The 14437-nt window shown below is 56.5% G+C and carries 18 protein-coding genes; 7 read left to right on the top strand and 11 right to left on the bottom strand.

The window, feature by feature from the left end; translation table 11 throughout:
* Positions 1-82: 82 nt before the first annotated feature.
* A complete protein-coding gene (locus tag C451_RS04355; RefSeq protein ID WP_152420405.1) occupies positions 83-943 on the bottom strand; it encodes a hypothetical protein in 861 nt (286 codons plus the stop codon).
* Positions 944-1041: 98 nt separating this feature from the next.
* Here C451_RS04355 and C451_RS04350 point away from each other — a divergent pair, with 98 nt between their 5' ends.
* Entirely contained in the window at positions 1042-2433 is a 1392-nt protein-coding gene (locus tag C451_RS04350; protein WP_193788301.1) for a cytochrome P450, read from the top strand.
* A 279-nt stretch (positions 2434-2712) separates the two neighbouring features.
* On the opposite strand, the gene C451_RS04340 is transcribed toward C451_RS04350, so the two are convergent.
* The 8 genes from C451_RS04340 to C451_RS04310 all read right to left on the bottom strand — a co-directional run bounded on the left by C451_RS04340 (position 2713) and on the right by C451_RS04310 (position 8451).
* Positions 2713-4533 (bottom strand): MBL fold metallo-hydrolase, encoded by a 1821-nt coding sequence (locus tag C451_RS04340; RefSeq protein WP_007738108.1) that lies wholly within the window; start codon positions 4531-4533, stop codon positions 2713-2715.
* A gap of 442 nt (positions 4534-4975) precedes the next feature.
* Positions 4976-5359: a hypothetical protein gene (locus tag C451_RS04335; RefSeq protein WP_007738099.1), complete on the bottom strand. Its 384-nt coding sequence runs from the start codon at positions 5357-5359 to the stop codon at positions 4976-4978.
* Complete coding sequence (locus C451_RS22865) at positions 5356-5532, bottom strand: hypothetical protein (RefSeq protein ID WP_162832746.1); 177 nt, start codon at positions 5530-5532, stop codon at positions 5356-5358. Before C451_RS22865 ends, C451_RS04335 begins: the two co-directional genes overlap by 4 nt.
* Entirely contained in the window at positions 5529-6056 is a 528-nt protein-coding gene (locus C451_RS04330) for a hypothetical protein (protein ID WP_007738097.1), read from the bottom strand. The genes C451_RS22865 and C451_RS04330 overlap by 4 nt, the downstream gene beginning before the upstream one ends.
* A 449-nt stretch (positions 6057-6505) precedes the next feature.
* Positions 6506-6685 (bottom strand): hypothetical protein, encoded by a 180-nt coding sequence (locus C451_RS04325; RefSeq protein ID WP_049912896.1) that lies wholly within the window; start codon positions 6683-6685, stop codon positions 6506-6508.
* Complete coding sequence (locus C451_RS04320) at positions 6682-6945, bottom strand: metal-binding protein (protein WP_241431182.1); 264 nt, start codon at positions 6943-6945, stop codon at positions 6682-6684. The genes C451_RS04325 and C451_RS04320 overlap by 4 nt, the downstream gene beginning before the upstream one ends.
* A 400-nt stretch (positions 6946-7345) precedes the next feature.
* Positions 7346-7972 (bottom strand): hypothetical protein, encoded by a 627-nt coding sequence (locus tag C451_RS23625; RefSeq protein ID WP_241431181.1) that lies wholly within the window; start codon positions 7970-7972, stop codon positions 7346-7348.
* On the bottom strand, positions 7972-8451 hold the full coding sequence (locus C451_RS04310) for an SWIM zinc finger family protein (protein ID WP_007738092.1): 480 nt from the start codon (positions 8449-8451) through the stop codon (positions 7972-7974). The genes C451_RS23625 and C451_RS04310 overlap by 1 nt, the downstream gene beginning before the upstream one ends.
* A 567-nt stretch (positions 8452-9018) precedes the next feature.
* Between C451_RS04310 and C451_RS04305 the strand changes: the two genes are divergently transcribed.
* Both C451_RS04305 and C451_RS04300 read left to right on the top strand, forming a co-directional pair.
* A complete protein-coding gene (locus C451_RS04305) occupies positions 9019-9441 on the top strand; it encodes a hypothetical protein (RefSeq protein ID WP_007738090.1) in 423 nt (140 codons plus the stop codon).
* A 24-nt stretch (positions 9442-9465) separates the two neighbouring features.
* On the top strand, positions 9466-10077 hold the full coding sequence (locus tag C451_RS04300; protein WP_007738089.1) for a transcription initiation factor IIB family protein: 612 nt from the start codon (positions 9466-9468) through the stop codon (positions 10075-10077).
* A gap of 362 nt (positions 10078-10439) precedes the next feature.
* Here C451_RS04300 and C451_RS04295 read toward each other — a convergent pair whose 3' ends face one another.
* Positions 10440-10607, bottom strand: a complete 168-nt coding sequence (locus tag C451_RS04295; RefSeq protein WP_007738087.1) for a hypothetical protein — start codon at positions 10605-10607, stop codon at positions 10440-10442.
* A gap of 262 nt (positions 10608-10869) precedes the next feature.
* Between C451_RS04295 and C451_RS04290 the strand changes: the two genes are divergently transcribed.
* From C451_RS04290 to C451_RS04275, 4 genes are all read left to right on the top strand, one after another.
* On the top strand, positions 10870-11781 hold the full coding sequence (locus C451_RS04290) for an ATP-binding protein (protein WP_007738085.1): 912 nt from the start codon (positions 10870-10872) through the stop codon (positions 11779-11781).
* Between the two features lie 139 nt (positions 11782-11920).
* Positions 11921-12382, top strand: coding sequence for a hypothetical protein (locus tag C451_RS04285; protein WP_007738084.1), 462 nt, complete (start codon positions 11921-11923; stop codon positions 12380-12382).
* Between the two features lie 159 nt (positions 12383-12541).
* A complete protein-coding gene (locus C451_RS04280) occupies positions 12542-12928 on the top strand; it encodes a hypothetical protein (protein WP_049912890.1) in 387 nt (128 codons plus the stop codon).
* A 61-nt stretch (positions 12929-12989) separates the two neighbouring features.
* The gene (locus C451_RS04275) at positions 12990-13298 is read left to right on the top strand and encodes a hypothetical protein (protein WP_007738082.1); all 309 of its coding nucleotides are present in this window, start codon (positions 12990-12992) and stop codon (positions 13296-13298) included.
* Positions 13299-13855: 557 nt separating this feature from the next.
* Here C451_RS04275 and C451_RS23620 read toward each other — a convergent pair.
* Entirely contained in the window at positions 13856-14392 is a 537-nt protein-coding gene (locus C451_RS23620; protein ID WP_241431180.1) for a hypothetical protein, read from the bottom strand.
* Positions 14393-14437: the final 45 nt, after the last annotated feature.

Below are 14437 nucleotides of genomic sequence, written 5' to 3'. Positions count from 1 at the left end.
TAGCGGGTGAATCAGGTCACTGATTCATCCGCTTCGTTCCTACAACGTATCAGCTACTGGGCTGTTGAGCCAGAGTGGACAACTAGCGAATGTTGATTGTATATTGGTCTGCCTTGACAAAGCTTCCCCAATCAAGGATGGCTTCGGCCTCGACACCGAAATCGAGCATCGTTTGGTACGCTAAGAACAACACGGGATTATAGATCGAGCAGATACACCGGAACTGGCTCACCCGAAGGTCACAGAGTCTGAGAGCGGCCCCGAGCACGTTCGAGGGACTGGCTGTATCCGATGCGATAACGGTTGCATCGGCGAGTTCCTTGACCGGAACAGTCGCATTTTCCAATGGGAGACGTTGGAACCATTCTGCCTTCTCGATGATTTGTTCAATAGCAGTTGATAAATCGCTGTAGGCGAGTAACACATTTTCACCAGCATTGGTTATCCGGTAATTGTGATTTTCTTCATCCACTAGATCATGGGCTGGCGTCTCAAACCATTTGAGCTGGCTCTTGACGGTTTGCTTAGTGGCTGATACAGATGCTTTCTGCTGAATCTCATCTACGCTCTGGTAATCATCATACAGATTTGACAAGATTGTGAGCGAGGTTTCGGTTCGAGTCAATTCCGCGAATTTGTTTCTGCTGATTGGGATTTCTGCAAAACACTCTTGGAGAGCTTCTAAGAGTACCTTGCCGCCAGCAGTTGGTTCGATATTCTCTCGATAGGTTTTGATGATTCCGTGGTTTTGGAACTCTGAGAGGTGTTTTCCAGCTGTCTTGTCTGATGTCTCTGCACGGGCGGCGATGTCATCTTGCTTTGCAGGTAGCGAACAATCATTCACTGCCCGCAAAACATCCAGCCGTTTTGTATCAATTATACCGCTTATCACTTCTCGAATGTTGAGCTGTCGGCCAGATAGAGGATGTGTCTGTATGGACATATCCTATGTAGTTAAACCCGCGATCTATGGGTCTATCTGTTGGTTTCGTCTGAGCCTATTTGAAGTGTCTTTTAGGGTCCCATCGGCGAGTTTAACTGATGAGTAATACACAGCTACCGCCTTCTCCCGAAGGTTATCCTGTCATCGGTCACACGATTGATTTTGGTGATGATCCTTTCGGGTTTGTTGATCGCGCTACGACTGAATGTGGTGATGTCTACTGCATGGAATTGCCGGGCACAGATGTGTATGTTCTCGCGGGTGCGGAATATCTAGAGCAGGCGCTCGTTACGGATGTCGATGCGTTCGGCAAGACGGATGATTTCAATCGGGTGTTCGGAAACGGAGTGTTGTCTACCGAAGGTGAGCAGTGGAGTCGGCAGCGTGGTATTCTCCAACCACTCTTTCACCCCGAGCGAGTGAGCGGCTATGCGGATGATATGGTTGCCGCAACTCAGCGCCGACTCGCAACGTGGGAAGACGGTGAGAGATTAGATATCGAATCTGAAATGCAGGATCTCACGATTGAGATTCTATTCGCAACGCTATTCGGTCGCGATTTGGCTCCCGGCGAAGGTGACGATCTACGCGATGCGTCAGATGGCCTCAACAAATGGTTCGTTCCAACTTCCTGGCTGCTCCCTCACTGGATACCAACGCCATCTCGTCACAAATTCAGCAACTCAGAATCGCGGTTGCGAGTCGAAATTCGCCGATTGCTTGCAGAATACGAATATGCCGACAAATCAGGGACAGTAACGCTAGCCGATCAAGTAGGACAATCCGCTTCCGACGGCCAATCAGGTGGTTCGGAGAGTGAAACACTGCTCTCGAAACTATCTGAAGCAGCCGAGGCGACAGGCGATGAGCATCTAAATCCTGAAGAAATCGAGGATCAGATGCTGACGATGATATTCGCTGGATATGAGACAACTGCATCTGCTATCGCGTTTGCTTTGTATTCGTTGGCGACCGAACCTGATGTCCGTGCCGCGTTCCACGAGGAACTCGACACGGTGCTCGATGGAAGGCCACCGACACGGGACGATGTGAGTCGTCTTGACCTCACTAACCGGATCGTCACCGAGACGCTTCGACTCTATCCCCCGATCCATACGATCCCCCGCCAGACGACGAGAGAGGTAGACGTCGGTCGCTATCACCTTCCGCCCGATGAGCAGGTGCATCTCTCGGTGATCTCGGTCCATCGTGACGAGCAATACTATGATGCTCCGCTGGAATTCCGCCCTGATCGCTGGACTGATGGATTCCAGGAAGAGTTAGATGATCATGCCTTCATTCCGTTCGGAGGTGGACGACGGACATGCATCGGACGAGAATTCGCTCGGCTTGAAGCAACACTCGCGCTTGCGACGATCGGTCAACGGTTCGATCTCGAATGGACTGGTGATGAGACAGACATCGCTATCGAACCGGAGATGACGACGAAAACACAGAACGGATTGCCGATGGCGGTTCGTGAGCGATAGTGGCCATCCGAGCTAAGGCTGTCCGTCGGTTCCCTGGCTGACCACCACTGTCACACCGTCATCGTGGTAGCGCACGACTCGAGATCTAATCTCCGCGAGATTGACGGTGTACTCTTGTGCGACGGTGGCGACCGCATGATCTCCTGGCGACTGGTCAATGTCACGCCTCTCAGAATAACTCATCGTGACTATCCATTCTCCTTCTCGTTGACTAATGTCCATTTCCAGTATGATTCTTGCCCGACGCTTCGGCGATATTCGTTGTCGCCGTCCTCGTTCTCAATTCATTTCTTCGATGCTCTCGTATTCGTCCCGAACGATACGGCGTATCTCGGCTTCGGAGGGGCTGGTGTCGTTTCGAGCAGCGGCGAGGTCTTCGCTCATTGAGGAGAGCTGTTCTTGCATGACCTCGATTTTCTCGGGCATAGAGAGATCGTCACCGTCGAAGTGCTCGGGTGTGAGTGCTGGCGTGTCAACGTCAATGTCCCGTGAGACGACGATCGGGGTGAGCATCCGACTGCGCGTTGCCTCCGAGAGACTCTCAACGTTTTTGGCGAGATGGGTGGCGAGATCGGCTTGGGAATACTCCGGGCCGTGGATCAACGCAACCGTCTCGGGACTCACCGTTCGGGCGAACTCCAGCAGGCCGGACTGGGCGGCGTGGCCGCTCAAGCCCTCGACTGTATGCACCCAGTCGGCGGGGATCGTCGCTCGGGTGACGTGCTTGGCGGCACCGTCCTCCTCGATGGTGGTCCGCACGATGTTCGACGTGGAGGGCCAGTCGGTGCCGAGTGGTTCGCTGGTGACCGTGTAGGTGAGTTCGTCCTTGTCGGCTTTGATCTGGTCTTGTAGCACGCGCCCGGTGGTGTTCTGGGCCTGATAGCCGGTGAGGAAGATGTTCGCGGAGCCGAAGCGAGCGGCGAACTCGGTGAGATAACGCGGAGAGTTGCCACCAGTGAGCATCCCCGACGGCGCAATGATGATCGGGACGCTGCCTCCTGACTGGGTTGCATCGTTGAGGATTGCTCGTCGGTGACTGTCGGTGTCGGGGAAGGCAGTATCATCGGGCAGGAATGGCTTCGTCGTGCCGTTTTCGACACGATTGACGATAGATTCGTCCATGAAGCTCGCGTTGGTCACGAACTGGTGGTAGATGTCGGTGGCTTCCTCTGCCATCCCATCGACGACGAGCTGCACCCGATCTTGAATGTCGTCCGAGAGCGTATGCAGCCGATTGGCGAACATCAGCATGAGCACCTGTGCCCGGCCGACGGCGAAGGTGGGTATCAGTACAGGCTCACCGGACTGGACAGCGCGCTTGACGGCATTGTAGAGGTCCGTTTGGGCGTCGCTCATTGAGGTGTGGCTATGGAGCGACCCGTAGGTGGATTCGAGCACAAGCAGATCGGCCTGCGGCGGCGCGGTGATATCCGGAAGGTGGGGCGCACGTCCGCCGAGGTCACCGGAGAACACCGTGCGATAACCATTGGTCTGGAGCATAAGCCACGCCGATCCGAGCAGGTGGCCGGCGTTACCCATCTGGAACACCAGCGGGTCTTCGTCGGGAATATCGGCGAGGGCTTCGGCGCGGCCCCCACCGTAATCGACTGGTTCGAACCGCTCGAAGATGGCTTCGACGTGAGCCTCGACGTACTGCTGTTCTTCGCCCGCGTGGCGGCTCTCGCGGCGATGGATTTTCAGCGAGTCTTCGAGCAGGGTTTTGGCGATCTCGATGGTTGGTGGGGTGGCGATGATCGGTGCGTCATCGGCGAGCAGCCCGCGTGCTTCCAGGATTGGCAGCCCGCCGGAGTGATCGATATGAGCGTGTGTGAGGAACACCGCGCCGACACTACCGGGTTCGAGTCCGCGAAAGTCAGGGAATGAGTCGCCGGTTCCTTGATTGAGTCCGCAATCGACGAGAACAGTACTGAACTCGGTATCGACCTGATAGCAGCTGCGACCGACTTCGCGTGCGCCGCCACGCGGGGTGACGGCGATCGGTGTTTCAGCGTCGATTTCCACGTCGGCGTGTGCGAGGGGATCGAATGTCTCGTCGATATCAGCGGGGAGCCACGGCATTTCCTCGTTGATATCGTTCATCGATCGTTACCTCGCTCGTTCATTCGGTGAGTCATGATATCAATGTCTTCGTACAGCAAGGCTTCTATCGTTTTGTTTTCGCAGTCCACGATCATGCTGTTAGTGTCTCCCATGTTTCTTATCGTAGCGCCGCTCAATCACCGCGCCATACGTCTCACAGCGATAGCCGCTGAGATTTGTTTGCGAAACGAGGCTGTGCGCCCTATACTCGGGATAGCAGTAGCGCCACTGCTTTCTCGACTATTGGCCGCCTTCGTCCGATAGTAGTGGAGTACTCTGGCTGTCTCCGCTGCATCGGCGGATTATGTTTCGTGTCGCCGGCCACACTTCCGGCATTCGAGGATTTGAGCGCTGTCCCAACCGTCGGGCCAGCCGGCGCTCTCTCGGGTACGCTTGACCATTCGCGGCGGTCGATCGGAGCCACAGACACACTCGTTCATCGCTACTGTCGGCTGCTCGCGGCGTTCATGTCTTCGTTCGTGATTTCTGCGAGGCGGGTGATTGGATAGGCGTAGCGTTGGATATCTGCTCGTTCGAGCTGGTCGTCGGCGGCCATGCGAACGATATCGTCAGCTTCCCAATTGCTCCCGACTGCATCCTCGATATCCGCGACGAACGCAACATCAACAACTGGTTCGTGAGGTTCATAGTCGGGATTTGCTTCGGCGACGGTCTGGTCGATAGCGCCGATGTGGTATGCACGGGCCGGGGTGTCCCGAAGCCTGAGTATGACCATTCGGCTGTCGTCGTCACTTTCGCGATCGCACACGAGTTGGCCGTGAGCCAGTTCGACCAGCATCTCCGGCTCTTGCCAGTTGTTGGTCATAGTCCGTCCTCCCTACGGGCCTCTTGTTGGGCGTCACGCTCTGCTTCCCGAGCGTCGGCGCGGATGTGGCCGAATTTGACTTTGCAGGGAGTCGAACAGAACCGGCGGCTACCGCTGGTGCCGCGCGCCTCGTTGCTGCATGAGGGATTTCGGCACTCGTCGCGCTCGCTCATCGGCTCTCCTCCTGCTCGCCGACGGTGAGCGGGTGGTTCGTGACATATCGCCCGTCGGTAGCGCTCTCGCCGCACACGATAGCGGTCTCCGGGCCGGTCGGGGCGTTGACGTGGCGGACGTGGGGCACACAGCCGTCGCATTCACGCTGATCGCACACCACGTCCGTAGCGAACGATTGCAGCGTCGAGATGATCCCGCGTCGGAGCGCCGCGCCGTGTTCGTCGGCATCGCGCTCGAAGCGCGTTTCGTGGGTGTAGCGGGCCAACACGTCTTCGATGGATTTGCCGTAACGATAGTCCGCACCTCGCGGTGCCCACACCTCGCTGCGAGTGGTGAAATACCGCGCTCCTTCGTACGGTCCTCCGTCCTCACGGGCTTCGACGTAGCCCTCTGCGGTGACGAGCAGCATCCAGTCTCCGGCTGAGTGGACGATCTCGTGGCTCGTGTTGTCGGCTTCGCTGGTCGGTTGCTGATCGGCGGGCGATTCGTCGGGTTCTTGTCCGCTGATGGCGTTCGCCGTCATGGTTGTCTGGTCTGCGAGACAACCAGCCCGCGTGCGACAACACGCGGGCACTTTCCTCGTTGGAAAATGCCCCGAAGGGGCTGGTCTGTCTCTACTTCACCGTAATGGCCACACTAACATAAACCTTTTACCTCGTGTTTGTACTCCAAGTTCGCCGTCTTTCGGTTTTTGTGTTCATGAGCGATGTGTGGCGTTAGCTGCGGTGCTGTTCGATGTGAAATGGTTTGACTTGTCATAATAGTCCGTTCCCGAAGCCGCTGAGATCGGCAATTGCATCCGTTCATCGCCGATCGTGAGACGAGATCTGCCGAACCGATAGAAGTGTGAGATGTGCGACCGCTACCGGCTCCCTTCTCGGCGGGCACACACCGCGCAAAGCCGGCGCGTAGCCGTCCGGGGTGCAGCTGGATCGGGGATGTCAGCGTTTGAGCCGCCGCAAATGGCGCAGTTCATAGGCCGTCGCTGCCGAGACAGCCCGAAAGCGTCGTACCGGTTACGCTGTTGTGGGTGAGGCTGCCGGTCGCACCACAGTTCCCGCACTCGTAGCCCTCGAAGGCGTCGTCGCCATTGTAGGATTGGGCTGTAATGCGGAGGTCATGGGAGCCACACCGATCGCAGATGAGCGTCATTCGCCGATCACCTTACTGCCGTCAGCCGCCATGCGGCGCGTCTGTGCGCCCGCAGCATCGGCACTCGACAGGATGAGCGGGCGTTGCTCGACAGCGCGCTGGTGTTTGCAGTGTGCTCCGCGATGAACGGCGTGGGGGCACGAGCAACCGTCCGCTCGCCCGTTGGCGACGTGAACGCTGTAAATGTGCTCGCCGGGGTCCGCGTGTGAATCGTTCTGTACGTTGACGTAGCCAGCACCGTCGCCGCCAACGACAGTCATACTGAACCGCTCCCATTCCGCGCGTCGTTCATTGGGCGAATCGCCGGATACTTGACCGATAGATTCGTTCGTGCTCATGGTTTCGTAACCCGAGACCACCGGCCCGCGCGTTCAAGGCGCGCGGGCACTTTCCTCGTTGGAAAATGCCCCGAAGGGACCGGTCTGTCTCTACTTCATCGTAATAGCCACACCGACATAAACCTTTTACCTCATGTTTGTCCTCCAAGTCCGCAGTCTTGCGGTTTCGATGCTCATAAGCGATGTGTGGCGTTAGCTGCGGCGCTGTTCGGTGTGAAATGGTTTGGCTTGTCATAATAGTCCGTTCCCGAAGCCGCTGAGACAGCAAACTGCGACTGTTAACGGACAAAGAAAATGGAGCTTCGCTGCCGTTGTCGGCTGATTATCGGCTGCTGAGGCTGAGGTCTATCACGTCTTGATCGACCATTTTCCAGAGGAACGCGGCTTGTTCTTCGACCGAGCTAGCCGCGTATATCGCGGCGTTTTCGTCATTAAGGTGCTCGTGGACTTGTTCAATGCCGTCAGCGGTGATATAGTCGATTTCGTCTGGAACGTGTTGGTGGGGGTCGAACGTATCGCTGTCGTCGTCTTGTGTGGCACTCTCGCTGTCCTCGACATGGCCGCCGTCGGCGAGCATCTGGGGAGTTTCGTCCATGTTTGCGGTGGGTTCGCTAATATGATCGTTGTTGCTGGTGTTGTTCTCGTTCTCAAACAGACATTGGCTGGCGGCGTGCTCGCCGGTAAGGGTGCGCTGGTCGTCCTCGGTGTCGGCAAAGAGCGCGCGCTGCTCACCGCTGTCGCGCCGCTGCACACTCTTGCGGTCGTCGACTCCGAAACTGCTGGCTTCGGGCTGGTCAATTCGGGTGTCGCGCTCGCGGTGATCGACGTTCGCGCCGAAGGCTTCCAGATCTGTCTCGACGCTTTCCTCAGATGGCTCAATTCCGTCGGTGTCGCCGTCCTCGCCGACTGAGAAGGCGTACTGTTGGCTGACGGTCGGATTGTCGGACATTAGGCTAGCACCTCCTCGACGTCCTCTTTCTGATCGGGGTTGATCCCGAGCTGGCTAATGACTTCGATGGCCGACGCACCGGGGTTGTTCGCCTCGAAGCGTTCGACACGTTCGGCGAGCGATTCACCGTCGTCGTTGGTCTGCTCGGTGTTGTCGCCCTCGGTGGTTTCGTCGTCCGCGCTGTCGGCTTCGACGCGAACGCCGTCGATGTCAGGGATTTCACCGGTCACGAACGCGGCGCGATGGGCGTGTTTACACCATGACCCCCGCTGGCCATCCGGGCACGTACAGGTCCCGTCCGACAGATCTACCGTGTAGCTGCTGCCCGAGCCGCTGAAGACGGTATATTTGCCGTCGTCGCCGGCCGCTTCGACGTGGAAAAATCCGTCGAGCGCCCGGCTGACGCGCTTTGCGACCGCTTCAATACTGCGTCGTTCGTCGTCGGTACGTTCTTGACCGATGGATTCGTTCGTGCTCATGGTTTCGTAACCCGAGACCACCGGCCCGCGCGTTCAAGGCGCGCGGGCGCTTTCCTCGTTGGAATTTGCCCCGAAGGGACCGGTCTGTCTCTACTTCATCGTAATAGCCACACCGACATAAACCTTTTACCTCATGTTTGTCCTCCAANCCCCGAAGGGACCGGTCTGTCTCTACTTCATCGTAATAGCCACACCGACATAAACCTTTTACCTCATGTTTGTCCTCCAAGTTCGCAGTCTTGCGATTTCGGTGCTCATGGTTCGGTGAGAGCGCTGAGAGAGGCAGAGAGGTCTATGTATCGGTTTGACTTGTCATAATAGTCCGTTCCCGAAGCCGCTGAGACAGCAAACTGTGCCCGCTAATAGGTGAAGCAAAGTGCGGTTTCGCTACTGCTATCGGCTGGTTATCGGCTGCTGGGTGTGAGTCTATCATGTCTTGATCGGACGTTTTCATAGGAACGCGGCTGGTGGGCGTCTTACACTGATTTTAGCGTGGTCCATATACTGTAAGTCAGTACTGTAGGTTTCTGCCGAAGGGCTTACATTCATGGTTGGCGTAGGAGTGTTATGGCAGACGAGGAAGAACGCCGCACCAACAAAGCGGGGCGAGAGATGGATAGTGAAGGTCGCTTCGTCAAGAAATTCGATAAAGAAGACGTGATGGATGTGTTCGATATGGTCGAAGGACCGGTCATCACGGCGGGCGACGTGGCTGAGGCATACGATTCGGGAGCTGAGACTGCGCGGCGGCGGCTCCGTGAGTTGTACGCCGACGGGCGTGTGAACAAGCGCAAGGCGCGCAAGCGGGTTCTATGGTGGCGTGCGGACGAGGACGGGGATTCACCGGATGTGGCTGATGTGCTCGCGAACAACGACCCTGAGACGCTATTTAAGCTTTTGAGCCTCAATCTCGGCGAGTCGATTACTGTGGGTGAGACTGTGTACGAGAGCGGGAACAAACACCAGCTCGAACAGTCCACGGACAGCTAGCAATTTCTCACTATATTTCCATCCATGAACGAGCGCCAGCAGGCTGCGGTCGCGGAGTTAGTTGATGGCCTTGATGCACCCGAGAGCGTCCGCGAGATAGCTCACGCACTCGCGCATCGCGCGTTCGCCGCGGAGATGCAGATGGGCCGATCAATCGAAATGATCGCCGCAAGCGCCGTGTACGCCGCGTTCCGCCGTGATGGCGAAAGCCACACGCTTGATGAAGTGAGCGCTGAAGCCGACGTAGATCGAACGAAACTCGGCCGGACGTACAGATGCCTCGCGAACAGACTCAACATCAAGCTCGAACCTGCGGATCCTCACGAGTTTGTCGGGCGGTTCGCAGATTCGCTCAACATTGAGGATCGGACGGAAGCGTATGCACATGAAATCGTCACGATGAGTGTTGAGGCAGGGCTGCACACGGGGATAAAGCCCGCCGGAGCAGCCGCCGCTGCGGTGTATCTCGCCGATAACGATCGGCATGATCACCTCACACAACCCGAGATAGCGGCGATTGCTGACGTCTCCGTTGTGACCATTCAGAATCGGCTTTACGAACAAACACGCTTACTCGGTGACGATGAGCATGGCCAAATCCCTGCGAGCCGGTGGCAGTATCTCGAGACGGACTGACGCTTTGTGAGTTTGTACGCTCTGATGATCCCTGCGCTTGTGGTGATTTTTCTGGTGACCATTTGGCCTGCGTAGGGCACTCGCTGGGCTCAGCGTGTAGGTACTGACGGAAGAAGGCCGAGGACGGGGTACGACTGCGCTGAGACATTGGCTAGGCATGCTAACGCTATGTCGTCCTCGGCGTGTGGTTGTTTGCTCGGCAGGCTCATAACCCTTGGCCGTATGACACGCCTGCTGACTTCCTTGGTCCTCTGTGCTCAAAGCACGCCATCCAATCTCTCTTCATGAAAATCGACCGAACACGGTGAAACGTCTGAAATTGACCGTGTTAGCGGCCCTGGATGCTACTGGATTGTTATGCCTTACAGGTCGCGTGGCTGGACGGTCTTGCGGTCGTTGTCACTCGCTCGCTGTGCAGCGTCTTCAAGCAGCTCGCTCACTTCCTCGTCGAGGGCATCGTAGAAATCGCTGGATACGTTCATATCGCTCAATTCGTCTTTTACAGCTGCTTTGACGATTAGATCCGTCATAGACACGCTCTCGCCGCCGGTCTCTTGAAAGTGTTGATTATCGCCGCTCTCAGCGGCTCTCGGAAAGATATGGATGATTTGGTAGCACCGGAAAGTCGAGCCGTAACAACTTCTACTATGAGTTACTTCGTACTCTATACTCAGTTCTGAGTACTCCGTACTGAGTTCTCAGGTCTGAGGAACAGATACTCGGTGCTGAGTATGGCGTACTATTATGGTGCTGGCGCATACATCCACTTTCATGGGCATAATCTCAGATCAAATGGACCGCCTCGAACCGGCGATGCTTCAGTTTGGTGAAGCTCTCGGTGGATCGCCCGATTCAGTAAAGGACCTCCCGTTCTCCGAAGAGGCCGATAAGGACGGAATGCCGGAGGAATTGTACGTCCGGCATGATCAAGCAATGATTCACAACCTGACTGTTGCGTTGCTCAACGGCCACCATGTCGGGCTGATCAGTCCCTACGGAACGGGGAAGACCGCATTGCGGGAAATCGTCCGCCGCGACCTTGGCGAACATCCAGAGTTCGTTATCGGATATCTCGACAATGCTTATGAAACCACACCGCGCGGGCTCTACGCTACGGTCATCCGGGCGGCACTTGACGCGGGCTACGATCTCGACTCGGATGAATACCGACAACTCCGCGAGGGCGTCCCGTGGGTGACTGATGAAGCGAAGCAGGCTGTCCGTGACCTTGCAGAACAGGTCGAAGCCGCCGACCGAACGCTCACGCTCGTTGTGGACGAGATCGAGGATTTCCCTGCCGAGTTGCTGCCCGTTCTCCAGACAGTCGCTGACAGTGGTGTCCGACTGTTCTTGATGGGCACGCCTGCTGGAAAGGACCGCCTCGAAGAAACCCGTGATACGCTCGATTCGCGCATCCGCTATCACGAGGGTATCAAGCCGTTCGACCGTGAAGATATCGCTGAATACGCCGCTCGATCGTTCGCGTACTTCCGCGATGAGTCGTTCAACGGACAGGGGCCGGCCCCGTTCACTGAGGACGCAATCGAGGCGATTCACGAGCAAACTGACGGCAACCCGCGCGACGTGCGCCTCGAATGTGCTGATACGCTGGCGAAGGGTGCTATTGCATGGCACCAGAGCGATAGTGATGTTGAGGATTTCCAAATCGACCGCCGGATTGTGACAAGTACCGTCACATCCTAAGGTTCAAAATGCACTGCACACTAAATACTCCGTGCTCAGTACTCCATACTCAGTACTTGGTACTCAGTGCTCGATGCTCGGTGCTTGGTACTGAGAGTACCGGCTTACCACCCCGAACTCTACAACAGGACACTCACCCATGACAGAAACCGGCGACACAGAATCTGATGGCAGCGACAATGATGAGTTGGGCGGCGTACTCGGTGAAGTCGGTCTCGACTACGCCGATGATGACGAAGCCGACCAAGTCGATAATGATCCAGAGAACAACGAGATAGACAGCACGGACGAAATCGACACCTCCGATCCGTCAAACCCATCTGACAGCGAATCACCCACAGACGGTGCTTCTAATGACACAGCAACGGAAGCGGATGATGGTCCTTTTGCGCCCGACCCGGAGATGCAGCTCACGAAATCACTCGGTACGAAGCTTACTCCACCGGAAAAGGAGTTCATCGATCTGTATGTCGAATTCTCCGATGAGTACGAGCATACTGGGGAATTTCTGCGGGTGTTCGTTGACGAACTCCGTCAAGAATACGGGGAGGAGGTGATGCGACGGAAAGAAGCTCTTGAAGAACTCAAAGGAGGGCTGTAAGATGGTGCGCGGGGGCGCGCTGCTAGCTCGATAACGAACATGCCCGCTGACCATCCTCAAACCCGACGTGGGAAGGCACGGCGAAGGAACAGACAGCAAGATGCACGCCGTGAGACGAACAGCATCGAATCTTCCGACACCGAGAGCGACGGCGGGCTGGTGAAACCGGCGCTCGTGTTCGTCGTGGGGACCGTCGTAGGCTGGGGAGCGTATCTGTTCTCCGCGTTGGCCGTCCTGAGCTATCCGACCGACGTGGAAGCGGTGTCGGTGACTGGCCTTTCGATGTCGACGACGTTCTGGATAGCGGTTGTTCTCCTCGCGATCATCATCTTCGCGATGCTCGCCAAACCGGGAACGGTCTTCGCCGGCTGGCTACTGATGGCCGGCGTCGTCGCTGTGGTGGCTTCCTCCGGTGGTGGATGGACGGACGGACTGTTGCTCATCGAGGGCTTGACGGTCGCGTTCGTCGTGATTGCAGCGTTCGTGAAGCTGCTCCTGATGCTGCCTGACTGGTACCTTTTCGCTCACGCTCTGAACAAATCGTAGTGAGAGCGGTGAGAGAATACGTACGTATTCTTTTTGTATTATCTCGTGTTTGTTTCCAGATATGGATCCGATCACGCTGCGGCTGGAACCGAAGGTTATCGAGGAATTGGACGATGAGTACGAAGAACGCGGGTTTCGCAACCGGACGCTCTACTTGCGCCACCTTGTCGAGAAGCGGGACATGGTTTTCGAGAGTGAGCAAGACCAGGACGACACGGAGATCGAGCCGGCCGAGCAGCTAGCCGAGCACGGCGAGCAGTTGTCGGCCTATGATGATCGACTCGACGACCTCGATGACCGATTGGAAGACCTCGAAGAACAAGCCCGGCCATTTTCGTGGTCCTCACGGAGTTCGGATTCCTCGCCGTAATCGCTCGTAATCGCTGCGTATTCTCTCCCGGTATGCGGTCTTCCGATCCTCCCGACGGATCATCCGAGACGCTGGCCGGGCTGCGTTGCCGCTGCCTGCTCTTGTGGTGGTTGTTCCCGTCTGGAGGTCCCATCTCTTTGCCGTTCGCTATAGGGGTTAGCTGAAATCTTCGTACTTTCGACTCTCACAGAATGGTTACCTGTTGAAATCGGCGTGCGAGATACACAGCGCGTATCTTGCATGCTCTACGCTTACCTTATCCCAACCACTCCTTCGCCGCCAGACACTCACGGCTGCTTTCATGCTCACGAGAAGGATTAGAGCAGTAAATCGTTGGTTCGGCGCCAGATCTGGCTCGAACGGATGCCAACGATGAGCACCGTCCGGGATCGGTGAAAGATGTGAGACCAATGGGGGCACTCCAGGTCATACTCGAGAAGCTCGAATGCAACCACCTCGAACTCAAAGGATGACGGAACGATGAAACATATTACGGACAGTTGCTACGAGAATGAGGCAAATTGCAATGTGATTTCTCAGACATCTTTCGGACGAACTCACTGCGAAAGCGGGTCGATACCGATGACGCTGACGTTGGTTTTTTCAATGGTTGTCGAGTTCTTCGAGTTGGACGCCACGAGCGTCGCGTTCCGGTTGGTCGGGAGCGCGAGGAGCACGTTCGTTTGTCCCGAGGTGACCTGATGTGTTGAAAACACCTGTCCGTTCTCCCGGATGACGGAGATCGTGGTGACGTTACTCGCTGCCGGCGTCGATTTGAGGGTGGTGTTCGCCCATACGTGATTCGAAGCCCATGGCTCGTCGACGCTGAATTCCTCGAAAACCGCCGATTCACTCGCAGTCGGATTCACAGACGGGTCAACCGAGAGACAGCCGCTGGAGACGAGTATACAAGCGAGAATGGCAATCAACAACGTTTGTCTCCAAGACACGGTCTCGCTTGGACACTTTCTCGCAAAACGGTTCCGGTCGTCAGCTGATGTGGCCTCAGCTCTGAACACTCGCTGAACACCTTCTTTCCATCGGGTAATACGCTCATCCCGGTAGACCGTAACATCAATTCTGCTGGCGATCACATGGCGGTCAACGATGGACGAGGAGTCAGCTCAGGTCTTCCTTCC

Source organism: Halococcus thailandensis JCM 13552 (assembly GCF_000336715.1).
Taxonomy (GTDB): Archaea; Halobacteriota; Halobacteria; order Halobacteriales; family Halococcaceae; genus Halococcus; species Halococcus thailandensis.
The sequence above is the reverse complement of the archived record's forward strand: the minus strand, read 5'-3'. Positions and strand labels throughout refer to the sequence as shown.